Here is a 19878-nt window from a genome sequence, read left to right on the forward strand (position 1 = left end):
CCTTGCTCTCGTTCCCGTCCGCCCGGGCGCGCGGCCCGGGCGGTACCGGACCTACTGCTGGGCGGTCTCGATGACCGCGTCGCCCACGGACTGGGCGAAGTCGACCACGCGCGGGCCCCAGCGGGAGGCGATGTCGGTGTCGAGGAGGTGGACCGAGCCGGTCTCGACGGCGGAGACGGTGTCGTAGGCCGGGCGTTCCTCCACCGCTTCGACGGCGGACTCGTCACCGTAGGAGAGGAAGATGAGGTCGGGGTTCTCCTCGACCACGAACTCCGGGGACAGCTGCGGGTAGCCGCCGCTCTCGCCGTCGTCCGCCTGGTCCGCGATGTTCACCAGTCCGAAGGAGTCGTAGATCTGTCCGGCGAAGGTGCTGGAGGTGGCGGAGAAGAGGGTGTCGTCGAGCTCCTGGTAGAAGGTGAGCTCGCTGTCACCGATCTCGGCGCAGACGGACTCGACGATCCCGTTGAACTCGTCCTCGATCCGGTCGGCCTCGGTGTCGGCCTCCTCCGTCTTCCCGGTGGCGTCCCCGAGCAGGCGGATCTGGGCGTAGACGTCCTCCAGGTCGGCGGCGCCGGGCAGGACCAGGGTGGGGATGTCGACGGCGCCGAGCTGGTCGGCGGTCTCGACGGCGCTGTCAGCGAGGATCACCAGGTCGGGGTCGTACTCGCTGATCGCCTCGACGTTGGGCGTGAAGCCGCTGAGGTCCGTGGTGGGGGCCTCGTCGGGGTAGTTGGAGTAGTCGTCGACCGCCTCGACCTGGTCACCGGCGCCGATGGCGAAGAGCATCTCGGTGTTGCTGGGCGAGAGGGAGACGATGCGCTCGGGGGCGGCGTCGACGGTGACCTCTCCGACCATGTCGGTCACGGTGACGGGGAAGGTCCCGTCACCGACGGTCGCGCGGTCGGCCGCGGGCTCGGGGGCCCCGCACTCGGCGGAGGCGGTCTCGGTCTCCTGCGCGGGCTCGGACTCGGGTTCGGTGGTGCCGCAGGCGGTGAGGGCGAGGGTGGCGCCCAGGAGTGCGACGGGGAGTTGGTGGGCGATCCGCACGGTGCGGTGCTCCTTCGGTGAGCAGGGGAAAGAGCACGACCCGGTCGGGGACGGCCGGTCCTTCCCACGAGGACGGGGTTCGTCGGTGCCGAGGAGGCGACCTGGCTCGTCCCCGCGCACGCGCGGGGCATCACAGTTGCGGGGCAGCGCCGGATTGCGCGGGCCGTGGTGGCCGCGGGACCGGACTTCGCTCGTTCGACACCCGTCGCACCGCCGGAGGGCGGCACAACCCCTCCACTCTACTCGGCGGTACTCCCGGGCCCCGGTGGCACCTCAGCGACCTCCGCCTGGGCGCGCGCACCGCTCTCACCTGTGCTTTTCATGGGAGCGTACGGGCAGCGGAACTCGGCACCGAGTGTCACCGCCGGAATGTATGGCGCCCTTTCGTACCACAAGCGCTTTATGTCCCCTTTATTAGGAGATGAGGCTCCAGAGGAACTTGAACCACATGAATCCATTGTGTGGCCATATTGATCCTCACAGCACATTGACACCTCTATCGCACGAGGCAATGATCTCGTTGCCATGCGCGTCGAATATCCGATCACGGACCACATGCGGCGTATCCCCCCGTGCGCGTTCCTCCGCACCCGGCGGGGTGCCGTTCCCCCTGTGTCCTGAGGCGCGCACGAGAAGGGATGTGTTGACAAGGTGGCACGCAACCTGTCACGTCTGGCTTCGATCGCCGGGCTGACACTGATCGCGGGACTCGCCGCGGTCACACCGGCAGGCGCCGACGAGGGTTCGGAACTCGCACCACTGCACCCGGCGCCCACCGCGGAGAACGGCGAACTGACCCACCAGGTCCAGGACCTGTGGTTCATCGAACTGGAGAGCCCTCCCACCTCCGAGGGAACGGCCTCCGCGCGCGTCGAGGACGAGCACGCCGAGTTCCGCGCCGAGGCCGACGAGTTCGGTCTCCAGTACACCGAGCGGCTGTCCTTCAACGAACTGTGGAACGGCCTGTCCGTGGAGATGGACGACGCCCAGGTGAGCACGGCCCGGGAGATCCCCGGCGTCGCCGCCGTCCACCCGGTCGTCCGCCACGAGCTCCCCGACCACGACGAGAGCTCACCCGACATGGACACCGCGCTCGGCATGACCGGGGCGGACATCGCGCAGAGCGAGCTCGGACTGACCGGTGAGGGCCTGCGCGTGGCCGTCATGGACACCGGTGTCGACTACACCCACCCCGACCTCGGTGGGCCGGGCGGCTTCCCGTCCGAGCGCGTGGTCGCCGGACACGACTTCGTCGGCGACGACTTCAACGCGAGCGTCCCGGCGAAGAACAACCCCGTCCCCGACGACGACCCGCAGGACTGCAACGGCCACGGCACCCACGTCGCGGGCATCATCGGCGCCCAGGGCGAGGTCACCGGCGTCGCGCCCGACGTCGTCTTCGGCGCCTACAAGGTGTTCGGCTGCACGGGCTCCACCACCTCCGACATCATGATCGCCGCCATGGAGCAGGCACTCGCGGACGACATGGACGTGCTCAACATGAGCGTGGGGTCGGCCCACTCCTGGCCGCAGTACCCCACCGCCGTCGCCTCGGACAACCTGGTCGACGAGGGCATGGTGGTCGTGGCCTCCATCGGCAACGAGGGCGCCTCCGGCCTCTACTCCGCCGGGGCCCCCGGTCTGGGCGCCGACGTGATCGGTGTCGCCGCCTACGACAACACCCACATCCGCGCGGACGCCGCCGAGGTCACCCAGAGCGGCGAGACCGTCGCCTACATGGAGATGGACGACGCGACTCCGCCGCCCGCCTCCGGTGAGACCGACGAGCTCGTGTACGTCGGCCGTGGCTGTCTCGCTGCGGGCGACGAGCTGGAGGGCGACCCCGAGGGTCGGACCGCGCTCATGGTCCGGGGCGAGTGCGCCTTCAGTGAGAAGTACGACGCCGCGCTGGCAGCGGGTGCCACCGGCGTCGTGGTCCACAACAACCTGCCCGGCATGTTCGCGGGCGGCGGCATCGTCGACCAGGGCGCGTTCGCGGTGGGCGTCTCCGACGAGGCCGGGGCGCACCTGCGCGAACTCCTGGAGGGCGGCGAGCCCGTCACCCTCACCTGGACCGGCGAGGAGACCACGATCCCCAACCCGACCGGGGGTCTGATCAGCAGCTTCAGCTCCTACGGCATGTCGGCCGACCTGGACATCAAGCCGGACCTGGGCGCGCCCGGCGGCCTGATCAACTCCACGTACCCGATGGCCAAGGGCGGCTACGCCACCATCAGCGGCACCTCGATGTCCTCCCCGCACGTCGCGGGCGGCGTCGCCCTGCTGCTGGAGGCCCGTCCGGACCTGGCCGCGCACGACGTGCGCGACGTCCTCCAGAACACCGCCGACCCCACCGCCTGGTGGGGCAACCCGGACCTGGGGATCCTGGACAATGTCCACCGCCAGGGCGCGGGCATGCTCGACGTCCCGGGTTCGGTCCTGACCACCACCGGCCTGTCCCCCGCGAAGCTGCCCCTGGGCGCCACCGAGGGGCCGGTCACCGAGACCGTGACCGTCACCAACCACGGCGACGAGGAGGCGACGTACGAGATCGCGCACACCCCGGCGCTGGGCACGCACGGCGACACCTTCGCCCCGTCCTTCAACGACTCCTACGCCAGGGCCGATCTCAGCGAGGACAAGGTGACCCTGGCTCCCGGCGAGTCCGCCGAGGTCGAGGTGACCGTCACGCCGCCCGCGCGTGAGTACGCGCAGATGCTCTACGGCGGCTACGTCGAGGTCACCGAGGTGGGTGGCGCGGCGGAGACCGGCACCGTCCGTGTTCCGTACGCCGCCTACAACGGCGACTACCAGGAGATCGAGGCGATGACCCCGATCACCGACGCCAACGGGAACGTGCACGAGCTGCCGTGGCTGACCCGCATCTCCCAGTGCGAGGTCTTCACCGGCCTGGAGTGCGCGGACAGTGGGGGCGGTACCTTCCGGAACCAGCCGGACGGCGCCACCTTCTCGATGGACTGGGTGGACGGTCTGCCGGACGTGCCGTACGTGATCGCGCACTTCGACCACCACGTCACCCGGCTGGAGATGACCGTCGTCGACGAGCGCACCGGCCGCCCGGTCCACCCGGACCGCAACCTGGCTGTCGGCGTCGACCACGTCAACCGCAGCGCCACCAGCACCGCCTTCTTCAGCTACGTCTGGGACGGCACCGTGGTGGACTCGCGGAACCGGGTGACCGACGTCCGTGACGGGGACTACCGTCTGCGGGCCCGGGCGCTGAAGGCGCTCGGTGACCCGGAGAACCCGGACCACTGGGAGACCTGGACGTCCCCGGTCATCACCATCGACCGGGGCTGATCCAGCCTGGTGAACGTCGCGGGGCCGTCTCCCTTTGGGGGGCGGCCCCGTCCGCGTACGGGTGCGGGGTAAGGGCGGGTCACCGGCCGGGCGTACACTGCGGGACCTGGACGGATCGCCCCGTTTCTCCCGCTCTGAAAGGACCCACCGACCCATGGCCGGATTCTTCGACCGCTTCCGCAATCCCGAGCCGGAGCCCGTACGCGCGGAGCTCACCCGGGAGGGGTACGAGGAGGTGCTGGATCTCCTGAGGACCGACAACAAGATCCTGGCCATCAAGCGGATCCGGGAGCTCACGGGCATGGGGCTGCTGGAGGCCAAGAACCTCTCCGAGGCCATTGAAGCGGGGCGGTGGGCGCCCGCTCCGGACCGGAGCCTGGCCGACCGGGTGCGTGAACTCGTAGCGCAGGACCGTGTGGCGGACGCCGTCCGGATGGTGGCTCAGGAGACCGGGATGACTGAGGACGAGGCGTCCCGGTTCATCGGAAGCCTCGACCAGCCCTAGGTGTACTGATCACTGAGGGTGGAGCCCGGTTGATCCGACGCGGGTGTCCTGCGCCCTAGAGGCGCACGGCCGCCACGAACGCCTCCCACTCACGAACGGACGCGTCGAGCTGGCCGAGGTGGCGATGCTGGGTGTCCCGCACACAGGTTTTGGCGCCTTCCGACACCTCTACGCAGTTCTCACCAGCAGTGCTGTACGAAGACTTGCGCCACTCTGTCATCGGGATCCTCCGCTTTCTTCCTTAGGTCCAGCTGTGCGCTCAGGAAGCGACCTCCGGACCGCATCTCACCCAACAGCGTCGACATCTCGAACGCCACATCCACGATCTCATCCCCTCGGGGTCTCTCCAGAAAAGAGCTTTTCCGCAGGTAGTCGAGCGTCACGAACCAGAGCGGAGGATGGGGCCATTGTGGCAAAAGCTTCCTCAGGTCTTTGGTCCTGGAGTTGTTTCTCCTCGACAGGTAGCCTGAACAGGCATAACACGAATCGGACCCCGCCAACATCACTGGCGGGGTCCGATTCACTTGGTCTCAGAGGCGCACGGCCTCCACGAACGCCTTCCACTCGCGGGCGGACGCGTTCAGGTGGCCCAAGTGGCGATTCTGAGTGTCCCGCACCGCAGCGCCCTGCTCGGTGGTGCGAGCCTCCACGCAGTTCCCGCCCTGGCCGTTGCTATAGCTGGACTTCTTCCAACCATCGGTCATCATTCGCTGCCTCGAATCTCTTCCATCCATGATCGTGACGCAGGCACCGGCAAGGCAGAGCCTTGCAGGTCAGCAAACGTTCGTTCGTAGCTTGCCACGATCTCGGGTTGCTTGAGGAACATGCCCGACTCCTGCCCCTCCACGTAGGCGACAGGGCTGCCGTCAGGAGCAGTGCTCAGCCTAAACGAACCGCTTAGACCAGCATGGTCCTCGGTATCGGTTGGGATGATCTGGATGGTGATGCGGGGGCGATGTGTGAGCTCCAGCAGGTGGTCGATCTGGGCTGGCATCACTGACGGATCGGAGAAGCGGCGACGAAGGACCGACTCGTCCAGCAGCACGATCATGACCGGCGGGTGATCGCGGTCAAGGATCTGCTGCCGGAAGAGCCGTGCCTGCACCATCTGGTTGATCTCTCCTGGCGAAGCGTAGCGGGACGCGAGTTCGCTGATCGCGCGCGCGTACTGTTCGACCTGCACCAGGCCTGGCACAAGACCGAGCGCGTACTCACGGATCTCGAACGCCACTTGCTCGTCCTCAGCGACTTCTCGGAAGTAGCTGATCATCCCCGTCGGAGAGAACAGGGCGTCCCAGGAGTTCAGAACCACCCCGCCCGCCCCTAGCGCTGTGTCGATTTGCTCGATCTTGCCACGCCTTGTCCCTTTCTTCCCCGCCTCAAGATCGCTAATGGTGCTCTGAGCGATCGGCACCGCACGCGCCAACTCCTGCTGAGTCATGCCCACTCCGGTGCGATGACCGCTGAGCAGCCTGCCAAAACGCTGCTGCGGCGAATCGCTTGATCCCATACCCCACCACCAATATCGCCCGCCTATCTGTTTGTATCGCACTCTATACGAGCTTGACCGTTTTTAGCGATCAATCTGGAACACTCGTCGTCCCGATGGCAGAGTTCCGTTCAGGCACCACAGGACTCCTGTCTCTTTTCAGGGAGATCCCAACGGAGCCTGCCCAACGATTAACTCAGGGCGACATGGGATTCATTACGCCTAAACGGACATCTCAAATCCCCCCAACTTTCACTGGGATATCTCCTGACCACAGAGGAATCTCGGTGGCCAATGTCTAGAGCAGCCGACTGGGCTCAAGACCCACCCCGAAGCACCCGAGGTGAGACAGATGCGGGCTACCCAGAACCACTCCAGGACACCAAACACCCATTTCGGGCGCTATCCTCGCGCGCTCCGATTCTCCGAGCCCGCACGCCACGGCATCCTGCTCGGACCCACTCGCGAGTACCGAGCTCTTTCCGCCTGGTGTCGAAACATGCTTCCCGTTCAGGGCACCCGTCTGGCCCGCATCACGCGCATCCTCGTCACCAACTCCCACCAGCACTCCCGGTCGGGCCTGCCCGGCGGAACCGTCCGCGTGGTCCTGGACCAGTCCCGACCGCTACTCCCCCACCTCTACGTCACTGATCAGGGACCGCGAGACACCATCCGGCCGCAGTACCCGCAGCTCAACCCCCGAGAAAGCGCCTCCGGACTGGCGGTCCTCAACCGCCTCTCCCTGTCCTGGACCCCCTCTTGGACCTGGGACGGCGACCGCATCCAGCAGACCACCGTCGAGGTTGTCCTCGACCTCAGCTGACCCACCACCCTCACCTCCCGCCACACAGGGGAGCCGAACCGCATTTCCCGGCGGGAACTCCCGCCCCTCACACCTCGCGTCGCCAACCCACAACACACCCTCAACAGAGAACTGGACGAAAATGAGCACTGACCGCCTGCCGCCTCGACCTGGGTGGTTCACCCGAGTACCCACCAACCCCCGCTGCACCACTGCTCGTTCCCGTGGTCCGCTGATCCCCGCGCCCCGAAGGCCGATCGAGTCCGCCCCCATGCAGGTCCTGTGTGCCCTCCTGTCTGGGCTGCGACGGTTGGCGGTGGCCACGTGAGCGTGTTCTCCCCCGAACTGACCAGCCGCGAGGCGACAGTCCCGCTAGCGAGTTTCATCAAGCCGTTCCACGCCCACTACTTCTCCCGGACCGTGGGCACGCCGTTCCGTAAGCGCAAGTACGCCTTCACCGGTCTCCCCAGCCTGATGCCGCTGGTGCGGGCGTTCCTGGATACCAGCGCCGCCGAACGCTCCATCGACTTCCGGTACCTGTTCACACTGCTCGGCTCGGAGCTGGCCAATAACTCGATCGCGCACTCGCTGTCGAGTGAGCACGGCCAGACCTACTCACTCACCGTCGACCGGGGAGCGACCGGGATGACGCTGATCTGCCAGGACCAGGGCGCCCGGCACCCCGTCGAACCTGGCCCGTTCACCGCTACCGACCTCGCCACCCTGGCCCCCGACGCGGGTCCGGGCAGCGGCCGGGGTCTCGGCCTGGTCAACGCGTTGGCGGACCGGTGGGGCGATAACGGCAACCCGAAGTTCCGGCAGGTCTGGTTCCACCTGTCCTACGACCTCACCGACAACCCGTGGACCCGGATCGAGGGAGAGCAGTGATGTTGGACATCGACACCAGGGACCTGCTCGCGACCGCAGAGGACGCGTTGGCCGCCCCCACGCATCTGACTCCCGCGCAGATGGACGTGTGGCACAACCACACCCTGCGCAACCGCATCCCGGTGATCCTGGAAGCCCTACGGATCGCGCGGGAGGAGAGCGATGGGGAACTGGCGGTCCGGTTGATCGACCAGGCCATCCACGACCACCCCGCACCCACGCGGGTCCCCGGCAACAGGCCCGTGGCGCGAACGGCCCCGAAACACAAGGACTCCAATCCCGGGCTCCCGGTCCCCGAACACGTCCTCTGCACCCTGCTGCACAAGCACTGGAACATGACCGTGGAGGGCCAGGTTCCCCACGAGACCTTCGTGGCCCGCCGCCCCCTGGGCTGGACCGGTGACGGCGACCCCTACGAGCGCATCACCGCACCCAACCGCACCGAACTCCTCCGACTGCTCGCCCACCGCCACCTCGGCGTTCACAGGAGCGATCCGGAACCTCCGCCCGCTGCCTGAGTGGGCCCGAAGCCGTTCCACGAAAAAGCTCTGGCGGGTGCACCAACACCCCCAGAGCAGGCCGACACCCCAACCCCTTGCAGAGAAGAGATTGCCGACATGACCATTGTGCCGCACACCCCTGCCCTCGACCACACGAACAGCCCACCCGACAACGCCCCCCGGTGGGAATGCCGCGTCTACCCCGGACAGCTCTCCCAGACCAGCCAGGTCCGAGCAGACCTGGACGCCGACCTCCACCGTCTGCTCTCCCCCACCGCCGAGGTGAAGGAGGAGATGGTGTTGTGCGTGAGCGAGATGTTCGCCAACGCCTGCGAACACTCCCGCTCCGGAGAAGACCCCGACGGCAGGGTGGTCCGCACCCTCGACCTGCCCCGTCCAGGAACGGTGCGGATCTCGATCATCGACGACGGCACCCGCACCAACACCACCACGGACAACGTTCCGAAGGTCCCGCGCAGGCGCACCAGGCAGCAGCAGGAGCGCGCCGAACGCGGACGCGGCCTGCTCCTACTCGACCACCTCGCCACGCGGTGGGGGTTCCGGCCGGTGCTGGACTTCCCGTTCTGCGCAGGGCTGGGCACCGTCATCTGGGCCGAGTTCACCCTCCCTGCCCTGGTCGCTGGCAGGTGTGCCCGATGACCGGTCATCAGGTCAGCGCCGGAGTCCGGTCCGTCCTGGCCTCACCCCGAGGCCACCGCTTCCCCCGCCCGACCCGCCCAGAGTCACACCAGGCCCGTCAGGAACGCCTCCTGCGCCAGATGCAGGGCAATCCGCGAGTGGCCTACATGCTCGAACACGGACCCCTCCCGCACTGGGTGCACGTCGCCCGCCAACAGCGCGAACGGAAGGCACGGGAGGCCGCCACGACCCGGACTGAACCGAAAGCAGTCCTCCCCCGAGGTCGCCACCGCGCGCCCCGCCCCTGGTGGGGGTGGCCCGCCACCGCTCTGAGCTCCGCGCTCCTCCTGGGCCTGACCACCCTGGAGATCCTGGGGCAGACCCTCACCCACAACATCGGCATCCCGACCTGAACCACCAAGTGAGTGGGGCCCGGCAGACGTCGGGCCCCACCCATCCCCGCGTGCGCGGGGAGCAGAGCGCCCCGGGGTAGGTGGCCTCGTAGACGCGGGGTCCATCCCCGCGTGCGCGGGGAGCAGTCTCATTGACCTGCACGTTTGTCAGCGGAAAGACGCCAAATCTGCAAGTTGTTGAGAAACAGACATTTCACCCATCCTCGTGGCGATCTCCTTTGCTCTTTCTACCGCCTACCCGGCGCTCACGGCTACTCCGTTCCGCAATCAGCGTCCACATAAGCGTCGGCTGGGACAACGTGTCACCTGCACCGCAGAACCGGCTAGAGCTGAGCGCCGATCACCGTTCTATGACTTGAGTTGCTGTGGCGGGAATCCTCTACGGCAGACCGGCTCATAACCCCAGCCGTGGTCAGGCCCCGCTCACCGCGTAGCCCTTGGGGTGATTCGTTCCACTCAGGGCAGTGCGGGTGGATGGTGTTCTGCGCACCGCGTAGGTTCAAGCGCTCGTAGGCCCCCGTACCGGGCTAGCGAACTCAGCCACCGTGGGTGGAGGAGCTCTTGTAGTCGGTGTAGGAGTACGGGTTGTCGAGCAGGGTGGGCTCGGGCACGTCGGGGTTCATGCCCTTGACCCACTCCTCGCCGCCGAGTGCGCCCCGCAGGTGGTCCAGGGTCGACTCCACGTTCCGGCGGATCGTGCCCAGGTCGACACCGACCAGGCGGTGCTCGTGCTTGACGACCCTGCCATTGACCAGGACCGTGTGCACGTCACCGCGCTGAGCCTGAAAGACCACGTGACCGTAGGGGTTGAGCAGCGGGAACGAGACCGGGGAGTGCTCGTTCTTGATCAGCACCAGGTCGGCCTTGGCCCCGGGGCGCACCCGACCCAGGTCGGCGCGGCCCAGCGCGTCGGCGCCACCGCGAGTCGCCCACTCCACGACCTGGTCCACGCGCAGGGACGCGTGCGTGACCGTCTCCCCGCGTGCGTGCGCCTCCAGGTGCTCGCGGGAACGGTCGGCGCCCAGGGTGGTGCGCATGGCCGAGAACAGATCGCCGCTCCACCAGGCACTGGAATCCATCGACAGCGACACCGGGATGCCGTGTTCGCGCAGCCTCCAGGTGGGCGGGTAGCCCTGCCCGGCGCTCTGCTCGCTCTCAGTGGAGACCGAGACGCTGCCGCCGGTCGCGGCGATGCGGTGGTAGGAGTCGGTGGACAGCGAGGCGGCGTGCACGTACACCGTCTCCGGTGTCATGAACCCGTGCTCGTGCATGAGCTTGATGGAGTCGTCGCCGGTGGCGCCCCACACGCCCGCGTGCGTGGTCACCGGCAACCCCAGTTCGCGGGCCACCTCGAACGCGCGCTTCTCTGGGAAGTCCGGGTCGCCGGTGACGTCGAAGGCGATCTGGACGTCAAGCATGTCGCGGTCGCCGTCGAAGCGGCGGCGTACGAAGTCACGGAAGGCCGGGTCGGTGGCCCACTCGCCGGGCTGGGCCTGGATGTTGCCGTAGGCCAGAACGTACCGGCCCGGAACCGATTTCAGGGCGTCCACGGCCGCGTCGGCATGGTCGACCGTGCTCAGTCCGTGCGACCAGTCCACGACCGTGGTCACCCCGGCATCAAGGGCCTCGGCCCCGGCCAGTGCGTTGCCCGCGTGCACGTCCTCGGGGCGGAAGAGCTTGCCGCCCTCCAGGTAGTACCAGACGAAGTACTGGGTCAGGGTCCAGTCGGCCCCGTAACCGCGCATCGCGGTCTGCCACATGTGGCGGTGGGTGTCGACCATTCCCGGCATGACGATGCCGTCAGTGGCGTCGACGACCGCGGCGCCGTCGGGCACGGCCAGGTCGCGGCCGACCCGCGCGACGCGGTCGTCGACCACGAGCACGTCGGTGTCGGGCAGGACGGTGCGGGCGTCGTCCATCGGCAGCACCGTTCCGCCGCGCAGGACGACGGGGCGTCCGCGCTCGAACCGGGTGTTCTCACTCATCCGGGGAAGCTCCTCGGCGGGTTGTTCGACGTTCGGGCTATCTTTCCGTAGTCGAACGTATACGCGGATTCAGGGCGTTTGGTGTCGAAATGCGCGCCCGTGCTCCCGGAGGCCGTTCCAAGGGGCCGCTGCGACCTGCCGGTGTCCTGGAATCAGTCTCGGCTTGGTCGCTTCGTGCGAACACACGCGCCTCGGCTGTTCCACCTCGTCGATGATCTCGACGGGCACCCCGCCGCTGGGGACCTCACTGAGGCGCTCAGGGTCTGGGGCTCCTCGACACAGCAGCAGGTGTGCTTCCACCCGAGGTGGGACCCGACAGTGCCCATTTGCAGCAGGCCGTGCACTGCGCTCAGGAGAGGTGTCCCGGGCCGACAAGCGTTAGAACGAAGGCCGAAGACATCAATCAACCCTTCTCAGGCATCGAAGCGCAGATCCGCGATGCCGGACAAGTCGATGCCGTAACGGTCGTAGACCTTGGTGGTGTTCTCCCCCGTCAGGGCCGCCTCGTCGAAGCCGAGCAGCGCGGCCACCCGCACCACCTCGGCGCGGCTGTCCGCTTCGATCTCCAGATACGCGGGGATCCGCGGCCAGGAGTCGATCTCCAACTGGGCGCCATCCAGCGTGAAGCTGTGCCGTCGGTTCTCCTGGTAGGCCTTGGGTGTGTAACCGAGCTTGCCCAACAACGCGTTGGCGGTCTCGAAATCACCGACCTCCGTCTCGGTCTCCCGAGTACCGCCGATGGCGTCCGAGTCGATCTCCTTCACCGTGAGCGTGACCCGGCTCCCGGTATCGCGCAGACGCACCCACCGCGACGTGTCCCCCGGCTCGATGTCGTACACGTAGCGCCGCTGAAGCACCTCACCCAGGTCAGCACCACCCTTGTCGAGAATGAGCCCGGCCACCTTTGCGGAGTCGATATCCAGGACCTTGGCCTCGTATTCGATCACGCTCATGCCCGCACGGTCCCCTTCCTCCTCATCGTGGGGAATTCGCGATACCTCACAGCTACCGCCGCTACAGCCTGATGAGGCCGATCTGCGACCGAAAAGGATCGGTGAGTGCAGGCGCGATAGTTTGCGCTTCGTTCCCCCGCAGCCCTCGCCCATCAGCCCTTACCTGGCGAAGTTCAGCTCAACGGCAACTCGTACACGGCGCGGCTACGGCCCGGCCCTTTGAAATCGGTGACGACAGAGACTCCGTTGATTTGGTGATCACCAGCAACGTTCACGAAGCCGAGGGACGCCCAGGCGGCGTGCGCCGCTTCGTTGTCAGGTTCCGATGTTAGATAGAGACGCCGACAGCCCCATGCCTGCGCCTGGGAGCGCACGCTCTGCAGGAGGGACCGCGTAATGCCCCGGCGGCGATGTCGCGGATGCGCGATGACGTCCTGGACGTAAACGTCAGCGGGATCGTCCTGGCTTCGGAACGCCATGACTGCTCCGATGACGGTGCCGTCATCGGCGATAGCAAGAGGGCACGTAGAGGAGAACAGCGTTGCGTAAAGCCAGTAATCGGAGAGGGTGCGTGCATGGAGGTAGGGCCCGCCGAGCTCCATGAGCCGCTGGACCTCGCCAATATGTTCAAGTTGAAGGGGGGTAACGATCACAGAGTTCCTATCTGTTGATCTTGCGGACGATGGTGGACAGCTGGTGTGCCATGTCGGAAGGAGCGACGGCATCGGCGATGCTACGGCCGACGATGACGATATCCCAGTCGCGACTGCTGGCGAAGGCGTCGTCAGCCGCGCTGAAGCCACCTGAGATGGCGACAGGCAGCTGACTGCATGCCCGAATCATTCTGGCGGGAGCGAGGGGGTGGTTACCGCCGACTCCGAGGTCAATGTTGGTGGTGACGACGAAGCCGTCTACGCCAGTACGTTCCATATCGCGCAGCCATGAAGGGGTGAGGCGTTCAAGTGGAACGTCAAGCGTGAGCGCGACCCCGAGGCGACGAGCGGCCGCGACTGCGGAGGAGACACTGGCGATCGAAGCTGGCCCAATGAGAAGAACGACGTCAGCTCCCGCTTCGGCTGCGAGCTCGACCTGGTCACGTCCCCAGTCGGTCCATCCCCGCGTGCGCGGGGAGCAGTGGTTCTCGGACGTGTATGTCGAGGAGCGCCAGGGTCCATCCCCGCGTGCGCGGGGAGCAGTCTCACTGACCTGCACGTTTGTCAGCGGAAAGACGCCAAATCTGCAAGTTGTTGAGAAACAGACAATTCACCCATACTCGCCACGATCATCTCAGCTCTTTCCGCTGCCCGTAGAACGCGTACAGCCACTCGTTCCCCATCGTAGGCCCGCTAGGAATCCCCGTCCTTCGCCCTGGGGAGTTTCACGAGGGCGTAGGCGAAGCACAGGCTCGAAGGCAGGGCCAGCGCCAACGACAGGGCGGCGCGGCGCTTCTGCCGCTCCGAACAGGACGAGTCCACCCACTCCTGCCGAATCATCTGCTCGATGTCCTCACCCCAGTCGCGGCGGTCGTCCCACAGGGCGGGCCCCACCCACACAACTGGGGAACAACGCACCCGGCCCTCCTCGCCGGGCGGCGGCTGCACCCGGTACGACGTACCCAGAAGCAGCATCATGGTGAAGACACCGGTACCCCCGACCGCCACACTGGCGCGGACCGCGCCTGGGAAGTGGCGCATCCGCTGTCGGGCCCACAGCACGAGGGGGATGAAGAACACGGCGTCCGTTTCGACCTGAAGGTTGGGGTTGGTGCTGGCACTGCAACCGCCAGGCTAGGGCTCCGGCCCGTCCGAGGCCCGCTTCGGGACACCGTGGAGGCAGTGACCTCCGTCACCCGAGCCCCGTCAGGCGGGGCGGTCGAGCTTCTGGCTGATGACCTGGGAGATTCCATCACCCTGCATGGTGACGCCGTACAGGGCGTCCGCCGCCTCCATGGTGCGCTTCTGGTGGGTGATCACGATCAGCTGCGACGACTCCCGCAGCTCCTCGAAGATCACCAGCAGGCGCTGGAGGTTGGTGTCGTCCAGGGCCGCCTCGACCTCGTCCATCACGTAGAACGGCGACGGACGGGCCTTGAAGATCGCCGCGAGGAAGGCCACGGCGGTCAGGGAGCGCTCACCACCGGACAACAGGGACAGCCGCTTGACCTTCTTGCCGGGCGGCCGGGCCTCGACCTCGATACCCGTGGTGAGCATGTCCTCGGGGGTCGTCAGCACCAGACGGCCCTCACCGCCGGGGAACAGACGGCCGAAGATCGCCGCGAACTCCCGCTCCACGTCCAGGTAGGCCGAGGAGAACACCTCCTGCACCCGGGCGTCCACCTCCGCGACGATGTCCATCAGGTCCCGGCGGGTCTTCTTGAGATCCTCCAGCTGAGCGTTGAGGAAGGCGTGCCGCTCCTCCAGGGCGGCGAACTCCTCCAGCGCCAGCGGGTTGATCTTCCCGAGCTGGTTGAGCTGGCGCTCGGCCACCTTGAGCCGCTTGGCCTGCACCTCGCGGACATAGGGCAGCGGCACCGCCGTCTCATCGGCGTCGGCCGCCGGGGGCACCGGCACGCGGGGGCCGTACTCCGCGATGAGAGTGGGCACGTCCACCCCCAGCTCCTCCAGCGCCTTGGTCTCCAGCTGCTCCAGACGCATCCGGCGCTCGGCGCGGGCCACCTCGCCGCTGTGCGCGGAGCTGGTCAGCTTCTCCAGCTCCACGGAGAGCTCGCGGACCCGGGCACGTACGGTCTTGAGCTCGCCGTCGCGGGCCTCGCGCTCTGCCTCGGCGGCCACGCGTTCGGTCTCGGCGGTGGCCAGGGACACGGCGATGCGCTCCAGGGCCAGCCGAGCACTCTCCACCACGGCCTGGGCGACGGTGGCCTGGGCGGCCCGGCTGCGGCGGCGTTCGGCCTCGCGCTCCACCGCCCGGCGCTCCTCGGTGGCCTGGGCCAGCAGGGCGTCGGCGCGGCCCGCGATCGAACGGGCCCGCTCCTCAGCGGTGCGCACGGCCAGCCGCCGCTCCATCTCGGTGGCGCGGGCGCGGGAGGCCAGCGCGGAGAGTTCGTCGCGGTGGTCGGCGTCGGGCGCCTCCTCCTCGACGGCGGCGGCGATCTCCTCGGCCTCCGCGAGCTCCTCCTCCAGACGCTCCAGCTTCTGCGCGTCCTCACCCCGCGAAGCGGCGGCCTTGGCGGCGGCCGCCGCGTAGCGCTCGGACTCGGCCTCGGCGGAACGGGCCTGGCCGCCCAGCTTGCCCAGCCGCTGGGCGGACTCGTTGCGCCTGCGGTCACCCTGGCGGCGCCGGGCGGTGACCTCCTCGGCGGCCTCCGCGATCTCGGCGCGCTCGCGCTTCTTCTCGTCCAGCTCCACGGCGACGCGCTTGGCGGCCTCGGTGGCGGCCTCCAGGCGTTCGGCGGCCTCGTCCACCGCGGCCTGGACCTCCAGGAGGCTGGGCGCGGCGGCGGTCCCGCCGTGGACCATGGCGGCGGCGAACACGTCGCCGTCCGGGGTGACCGCGCGCACCTGCGGTAGGGCGGACACCAGCTCGCGGGCGCCCGGGGCGTCGGCGGCCAGGGCCACCCGGTCCAGGAGCGCGGTCACCGCGTCGGACAGGTGCTCGGGGGCGGTGACGGCGTCGGCGGCGTAGCGGACGCCCCCGGGCAGGGACGGCCAGCTGGCGCGGTCGGCGGAGGGAACGGCTCGGGCGACGACGATCCCGGCCCGGCCCGCGTCCTCGGACTTGAGGAGTTCCAGGGCGGCGGCCGCACTGGCCTCGTCGCTGACGGCGACCGCACCCGCGGCCACCCCGAAGGCGGCGGCGACGGCGGTCTCGTGGCCCGGATCGACCTGGACGAGGGCGGCAAGACTGCCGAGCATGCCGGGCAGCCCGGCCTCCAGGAGGGTTCCGGCGCCGTCCTTGTGGGCCAGGCCCAGTTCGAGGGCCTCCTTGCGGGCGGCCAGCGCGGCGCGCTCGCCCTCGGCGGAGCGCTCGGTGTCACGGAGCTGGTTGAGCTCGGCGTCCACGGCGGACAGCTGGCGGGCGAACCGCTCCTGGGTCTCGTCGAGTTCGGCGTCCCCCTCGTCCAGTCCGGCGGCCTCCTCGGCGGCCATCTCGTACTCGGACTGGGCGGTCGCGGCCCGCTCGGCGGCCTGCTGGGCGGCCTCCTCCAGCCGCGTGATCTCGGCCTCGTTGGAGGTCAGGCGCCCGCGCAGCCCCTCCACCCGGGCGGCCAGCCGGACGATGCCCTCGCGGCGCTCCGCGGAGGCGCGGGAGGCGGCCTCCAGACGGCGCTCCTCGCGGTGCAGTGCGTCCTCGGCGGCGGCGCGCTCGGTGACGCTGGTCTCCAGGACCTCGCGGGCCTCCTCCAGACGGGTCTGGAGCTCCTCCTCCTGGGCGGCGGCCTCCTCGGCCTCCATCTCCAGTTCCTCGGGATCGCGGCGCTGGACGACCTCGCCCTGGACGGCGACCAGGTTCTGGTGGCGCTCGGTCGCCAGCCCCCGGACGGCGTCGAGGCGTTCGGTGAGGCGGGACAGCGCGTGGTAGGTCTCGGTGGTCCGTGCCAGGGCGGGGGCGGCGGCGGTGGAGCGCTCCTCCAGCTCGGCCTCGCGCTCCTGGGCCTGGTTGAGGGCGGTCTCGGCGGCCCCGCGGCGGGTGCGGACCTCCTTCTCGTCCGCCTCCTCCTTGGACAGCTGCTCGGTGAGGGTGACGATGTCGTCCGCGAGCAGGCGCAGCCGGGCGTCGCGCAGGTCGGCCTGGATGACGGCGGCTCTGCGGGCGAGTTCGGCCTGGCGGCCCAGAGGCTTGAGCTGGCGGCGGAGCTCGGCGGTGAGGTCGGTGACGCGGTCCAGGTTGCCCTGCATCGCGTTGAGCTTGCGGATCGCCTTCTCTTTGCGCTTGCGGTGCTTGAGGATGCCCGCGGCCTCCTCGATGAGGGCACGGCGTTCCTCGGGGCCGGCGTGCAGGACGGTGTCCAGCTGGCCCTGGCCGACGATGACGTGCATCTCGCGGCCGATGCCGGAGTCGCTGAGCAGGTCCTGGATGTCGAGCAGACGGCAGGTGTCGCCGTTGATCGCGTACTCCGAGCCGCCGTTGCGGAACATCGTCCGCTTGATGGTGACCTCGGTGTAGTCGATCGGCAGGGCGCCGTCGTTGTTGTCGATGGTGAGGCTGACCTCGGCGCGGCCCAGCGCCTGGCGGGTGGAGGTGCCCGCGAAGATCACGTCCTCCATCTTGCCGCCGCGCAGGGACTTGGCGCCCTGCTCGCCCATCACCCAGGAGAGGGCGTCGACGACGTTGGACTTGCCGGACCCGTTGGGTCCCACCACACAGGTGATGCCGGGCTCGAAGCGCAGGGTGGTGGCCGACGCGAACGACTTGAAGCCGCGCAGCGTCAGATTCTTGAGGTACACCCGCGCCTCCCACGACGGTCACCGTTGTCGCCACGGGCGGTCGCCACGGGGCCGACCTCAAGGGTGCCATGAAGCGGCGCGCGAAGTGCGGCGTTGGGGGCACCCGGGGGCGATGAGCTGCGACACCGTGACGTTTCCGACGGTGCCGACGCCCGAGAGGTGCCGGAAGGCGGGGATGTCCCGTGAACACGGAGGGTTGCGGGAGATTCCGCCGGGTACAACGGTAAAGGAAACCGCAAGGGAAGGGAAAGTGAGCGTGGTTTCGGGTTCCCGTTCGGCGCCGGAACGCATCCGGTACCGGCCGATCGGGCGTCGAGTCCTCGACTGTCCGGTGGAGATCCGGCCAGGGACGCCAGGAAGTGGCTTCGGCGTCCCCGTCAGTGGATCATCCTCCGTGTGTCGTCTCCGGGCCGTCGCGGACGGCCCTCACGACGTCACGGTGTCAGGCGAGCGCGGGCTCGCGGTCGGTCGCGCTGGAGGCGACGTCGGTGACGGCCATGCTGAGCTGGTCGTTCTTCGCCTGAAGACGGCTGATCTCGTCCTCGAGGTCGCGTACCCGCTTCTGAAGCCGTCGCATCTCCGAGACCATACGAGGGTCGGAGCCGCCGACGTGGCCAAACAGAGCCTTCGCCATGATGTGGGTCCTCCACACTGAGTGACCAGTTGGATGCGCGCATACGTGTCCCCGTGTGCACCTGTCGACCCGGTTACTCAGGGCCGCCGCCACGGGCGGAAGTTGCGCGGTGTGCCTTCCAGAGTCTCACTCCGCGCGCCGCTGGTCAAGATTGGATTACAACAGTCCGTAACGACCACACCCCAGGCCGAAACCACCCGGGCACGTGGCACCGCACGGTCAGAACGTGATCCACCCCCGGCGGTGTCGCCGGTACGCACGGCCTCGAACGGCTTGCGCGGTGGTCCCCGTGGATCCCGGCGCCCGTCTGCTGCCCGGTCGCGCCGCCCCACGGTCGTTGCTCGAACCGCGTTACCGTTCCAGCATACTCACCGCTCGACGAAACCGTCGAAGGAACCCCCGGGCGAAGCCCAGCGTTCGACCACGGAGTCCACTCTTCCGGGGGTTTCGCCACTTCTCAGGTGTCCCAGCAGCCTCTCGCAGCACTCCCGTGACCCCTCCGCGACGACCTCCACCCGGCCGTCGTCGAGGTTCGTGGCGGCACCGGTGAGACCGAGTTCCAACCCACGGGCCCGCGTCCACCAGCGGAAACCCACGCCCTGCACCCGGCCCCGTACCCACGCGGTCAGCCGGACCGGCTCTCCCTCTTGCCCCACGGCCCCGAACTCTCCCTTACCTCACGGAGACACTTTGCTCACCGACACGCCACGCGAGACCACAAAGGCACCAAAAAAGGGACGAAATATTACGTTCCGTGTCCCCTGGCCCACGACGACCGCCCGGCTCAGGCCCGCAGGACCCGCGGGTCCCGCTGACAGCTCGGGCAGCTGAACGAGGAGCGGTTCACGAACGCCTCGCGCACGATCAGCGTGCCACAGCGGCCGCACGGCCGGTCCCTCCGCCCGTAGGAGTTGAGCCCCCGCTCGAAGCATCCTGACTCGACACGATGGACACGTCCATGCATCGCCAGCCGAATGAGCAGTCGACCGGCGGCAGCGATCCGGTCCTCGCCGACGAGAGCAGCGAAGGCCTGGTCATCCTGCTGCCCGACTCCGACGGCTTCCACATCCGGCTGCACGAGGAAAGCCTCCACTCCCCCGTCGACGTCGATCCCACCCCAGAAGCATGACCCGCTCCCGTACTGCCTGGACGTCTCCCCGAAATGCCAGATGTGATGGGTATCACCAGACATGGGACAATGCGGAAACGAGAGCAGGGACGTTCGCATCCCGGCTCACCGCACATGCGCATCGGTACGACAGACAACTGCATTCGTGGCGACCCTGACCGGAAGAGA

Annotated in this window: 21 protein-coding genes and 1 pseudogene; 8 read left to right on the forward strand and 14 right to left on the reverse strand. The window is 68.2% G+C overall.

Annotation, left to right across the window (positions count from 1 at the left end; translation table 11 throughout):
- Positions 1 to 51: 51 nt before the first annotated feature.
- Entirely contained in the window at positions 52 to 1047 is a 996-nt protein-coding gene (locus tag AC0VYL_RS22805) for an ABC transporter substrate-binding protein (protein WP_475455812.1), read from the reverse strand.
- 651 nt (positions 1048 to 1698) lie between these two features.
- On the opposite strand from AC0VYL_RS22805, the gene AC0VYL_RS22810 reads away from it, so the two are divergent.
- Positions 1699 to 4368: a S8 family serine peptidase gene (locus tag AC0VYL_RS22810; RefSeq protein WP_475481450.1), complete on the forward strand. Its 2670-nt coding sequence runs from the start codon at positions 1699 to 1701 to the stop codon at positions 4366 to 4368.
- A 154-nt stretch (positions 4369 to 4522) separates the two neighbouring features.
- Complete coding sequence (locus AC0VYL_RS22815) at positions 4523 to 4873, forward strand: ribosomal protein L7/L12 (protein ID WP_475481451.1); 351 nt, start codon at positions 4523 to 4525, stop codon at positions 4871 to 4873.
- 55 nt (positions 4874 to 4928) lie between these two features.
- On the opposite strand, the gene AC0VYL_RS22820 is transcribed toward AC0VYL_RS22815, so the two are convergent.
- From AC0VYL_RS22820 to AC0VYL_RS22835, 4 genes are all read right to left on the reverse strand, one after another.
- A complete protein-coding gene (locus AC0VYL_RS22820; protein ID WP_475481452.1) occupies positions 4929 to 5093 on the reverse strand; it encodes a DUF397 domain-containing protein in 165 nt (54 codons plus the stop codon).
- Entirely contained in the window at positions 5053 to 5256 is a 204-nt protein-coding gene (locus tag AC0VYL_RS22825; RefSeq protein ID WP_475483591.1) for a hypothetical protein, read from the reverse strand. The genes AC0VYL_RS22820 and AC0VYL_RS22825 overlap by 41 nt, the downstream gene beginning before the upstream one ends.
- Before the next feature lie 147 nt (positions 5257 to 5403).
- Positions 5404 to 5580, reverse strand: a complete 177-nt coding sequence (locus AC0VYL_RS22830) for a DUF397 domain-containing protein (RefSeq protein ID WP_475481453.1) — start codon at positions 5578 to 5580, stop codon at positions 5404 to 5406.
- Positions 5577 to 6383, reverse strand: coding sequence for a helix-turn-helix domain-containing protein (locus AC0VYL_RS22835; RefSeq protein WP_475481454.1), 807 nt, complete (start codon positions 6381 to 6383; stop codon positions 5577 to 5579). The genes AC0VYL_RS22830 and AC0VYL_RS22835 overlap by 4 nt, the downstream gene beginning before the upstream one ends.
- Positions 6384 to 6861: 478 nt before the next feature.
- Between AC0VYL_RS22835 and AC0VYL_RS22840 the strand changes: the two genes are divergently transcribed.
- The 5 genes from AC0VYL_RS22840 to AC0VYL_RS22860 all read left to right on the forward strand — a co-directional run bounded on the left by AC0VYL_RS22840 (position 6862) and on the right by AC0VYL_RS22860 (position 9604).
- On the forward strand, positions 6862 to 7185 hold the full coding sequence (locus AC0VYL_RS22840) for an ATP-binding protein (RefSeq protein ID WP_475481455.1): 324 nt from the start codon (positions 6862 to 6864) through the stop codon (positions 7183 to 7185).
- A 303-nt stretch (positions 7186 to 7488) separates the two neighbouring features.
- Positions 7489 to 8052, forward strand: a complete 564-nt coding sequence (locus AC0VYL_RS22845; protein WP_475481456.1) for an ATP-binding protein — start codon at positions 7489 to 7491, stop codon at positions 8050 to 8052.
- The gene (locus tag AC0VYL_RS22850) at positions 8052 to 8570 is read left to right on the forward strand and encodes a hypothetical protein (RefSeq protein WP_475481457.1); all 519 of its coding nucleotides are present in this window, start codon (positions 8052 to 8054) and stop codon (positions 8568 to 8570) included. The genes AC0VYL_RS22845 and AC0VYL_RS22850 overlap by 1 nt, the downstream gene beginning before the upstream one ends.
- Before the next feature lie 99 nt (positions 8571 to 8669).
- A complete protein-coding gene (locus tag AC0VYL_RS22855; protein ID WP_475481458.1) occupies positions 8670 to 9212 on the forward strand; it encodes an ATP-binding protein in 543 nt (180 codons plus the stop codon).
- Positions 9209 to 9604 carry a hypothetical protein gene (locus AC0VYL_RS22860; protein WP_475481459.1) on the forward strand — a complete coding sequence of 132 codons (396 nt, stop codon included), beginning with the start codon at positions 9209 to 9211 and terminating at the stop codon, positions 9602 to 9604. Before AC0VYL_RS22855 ends, AC0VYL_RS22860 begins: the two co-directional genes overlap by 4 nt.
- Positions 9605 to 10140: 536 nt before the next feature.
- Here AC0VYL_RS22860 and AC0VYL_RS22865 read toward each other — a convergent pair.
- From AC0VYL_RS22865 to AC0VYL_RS22905, 9 genes and pseudogenes are all read right to left on the reverse strand, one after another.
- Positions 10141 to 11589 (reverse strand): amidohydrolase family protein, encoded by a 1449-nt coding sequence (locus AC0VYL_RS22865; RefSeq protein WP_475481460.1) that lies wholly within the window; start codon positions 11587 to 11589, stop codon positions 10141 to 10143.
- Positions 11590 to 12002: 413 nt separating this feature from the next.
- Entirely contained in the window at positions 12003 to 12542 is a 540-nt protein-coding gene (locus AC0VYL_RS22870; protein ID WP_475481461.1) for a class IV adenylate cyclase, read from the reverse strand.
- A gap of 173 nt (positions 12543 to 12715) precedes the next feature.
- Entirely contained in the window at positions 12716 to 13195 is a 480-nt protein-coding gene (locus AC0VYL_RS22875; RefSeq protein WP_475481462.1) for a GNAT family N-acetyltransferase, read from the reverse strand.
- A 7-nt stretch (positions 13196 to 13202) separates the two neighbouring features.
- Positions 13203 to 13472, reverse strand: coding sequence for a hypothetical protein (locus AC0VYL_RS22880; protein WP_475481463.1), 270 nt, complete (start codon positions 13470 to 13472; stop codon positions 13203 to 13205).
- 416 nt (positions 13473 to 13888) lie between these two features.
- Positions 13889 to 14275: a hypothetical protein gene (locus AC0VYL_RS22885; protein ID WP_110049217.1), complete on the reverse strand. Its 387-nt coding sequence runs from the start codon at positions 14273 to 14275 to the stop codon at positions 13889 to 13891.
- 126 nt (positions 14276 to 14401) lie between these two features.
- Positions 14402 to 17947 carry a chromosome segregation protein SMC gene (gene smc / locus AC0VYL_RS22890; protein WP_475481464.1) on the reverse strand — a complete coding sequence of 1182 codons (3546 nt, stop codon included), beginning with the start codon at positions 17945 to 17947 and terminating at the stop codon, positions 14402 to 14404.
- 442 nt (positions 17948 to 18389) lie between these two features.
- Positions 18390 to 18581, reverse strand: coding sequence for a hypothetical protein (locus AC0VYL_RS22895; protein ID WP_049568596.1), 192 nt, complete (start codon positions 18579 to 18581; stop codon positions 18390 to 18392).
- Between the two features lie 368 nt (positions 18582 to 18949).
- Positions 18950 to 19237, reverse strand: a complete 288-nt coding sequence (locus AC0VYL_RS22900) for an acylphosphatase (RefSeq protein ID WP_475455842.1) — start codon at positions 19235 to 19237, stop codon at positions 18950 to 18952.
- Between the two features lie 128 nt (positions 19238 to 19365).
- Positions 19366 to 19521, reverse strand: a pseudogene (locus tag AC0VYL_RS22905) (zinc finger domain-containing protein); the annotation flags it as partial.
- Between the two features lie 6 nt (positions 19522 to 19527).
- Here AC0VYL_RS22905 and AC0VYL_RS22910 point away from each other — a divergent pair.
- A complete protein-coding gene (locus tag AC0VYL_RS22910) occupies positions 19528 to 19710 on the forward strand; it encodes a hypothetical protein (protein WP_475483592.1) in 183 nt (60 codons plus the stop codon).
- Positions 19711 to 19878 lie beyond the last annotated feature (168 nt).

The sequence above is a fragment of the Nocardiopsis sp. iso_238 genome (genome assembly GCF_056173325.1).

What these genes read in the sequence shown, in the direction of transcription:
- AC0VYL_RS22840 (WP_475481455.1), top strand. Translation starts at nt 6,862, where the DNA reads ATGCTTCCCGTTCAGGGCACCCGTCTGGCCCGCATCACGCGCATCCTC.
- AC0VYL_RS22910 (WP_475483592.1), top strand. Translation starts at nt 19,528, where the DNA reads ATGGACACGTCCATGCATCGCCAGCCGAATGAGCAGTCGACCGGCGGC.
- AC0VYL_RS22815 (WP_475481451.1), top strand. Translation starts at nt 4,523, where the DNA reads ATGGCCGGATTCTTCGACCGCTTCCGCAATCCCGAGCCGGAGCCCGTA.
- AC0VYL_RS22860 (WP_475481459.1), top strand. Translation starts at nt 9,209, where the DNA reads ATGACCGGTCATCAGGTCAGCGCCGGAGTCCGGTCCGTCCTGGCCTCA.
- AC0VYL_RS22850 (WP_475481457.1), top strand. Translation starts at nt 8,052, where the DNA reads ATGTTGGACATCGACACCAGGGACCTGCTCGCGACCGCAGAGGACGCG.
- AC0VYL_RS22820 (WP_475481452.1), bottom strand. Translation starts at nt 5,093, where the DNA reads ATGACAGAGTGGCGCAAGTCTTCGTACAGCACTGCTGGTGAGAACTGC.
- AC0VYL_RS22835 (WP_475481454.1), bottom strand. Translation starts at nt 6,383, where the DNA reads ATGGGATCAAGCGATTCGCCGCAGCAGCGTTTTGGCAGGCTGCTCAGC.
- AC0VYL_RS22870 (WP_475481461.1), bottom strand. Translation starts at nt 12,542, where the DNA reads ATGAGCGTGATCGAATACGAGGCCAAGGTCCTGGATATCGACTCCGCA.
- AC0VYL_RS22865 (WP_475481460.1), bottom strand. Translation starts at nt 11,589, where the DNA reads ATGAGTGAGAACACCCGGTTCGAGCGCGGACGCCCCGTCGTCCTGCGC.
- AC0VYL_RS22830 (WP_475481453.1), bottom strand. Translation starts at nt 5,580, where the DNA reads ATGATGACCGATGGTTGGAAGAAGTCCAGCTATAGCAACGGCCAGGGC.
- AC0VYL_RS22880 (WP_475481463.1), bottom strand. Translation starts at nt 13,472, where the DNA reads ATGGAACGTACTGGCGTAGACGGCTTCGTCGTCACCACCAACATTGAC.
- AC0VYL_RS22855 (WP_475481458.1), top strand. Translation starts at nt 8,670, where the DNA reads ATGACCATTGTGCCGCACACCCCTGCCCTCGACCACACGAACAGCCCA.
- AC0VYL_RS22895 (WP_049568596.1), bottom strand. Translation starts at nt 18,581, where the DNA reads ATGGCGAAGGCTCTGTTTGGCCACGTCGGCGGCTCCGACCCTCGTATG.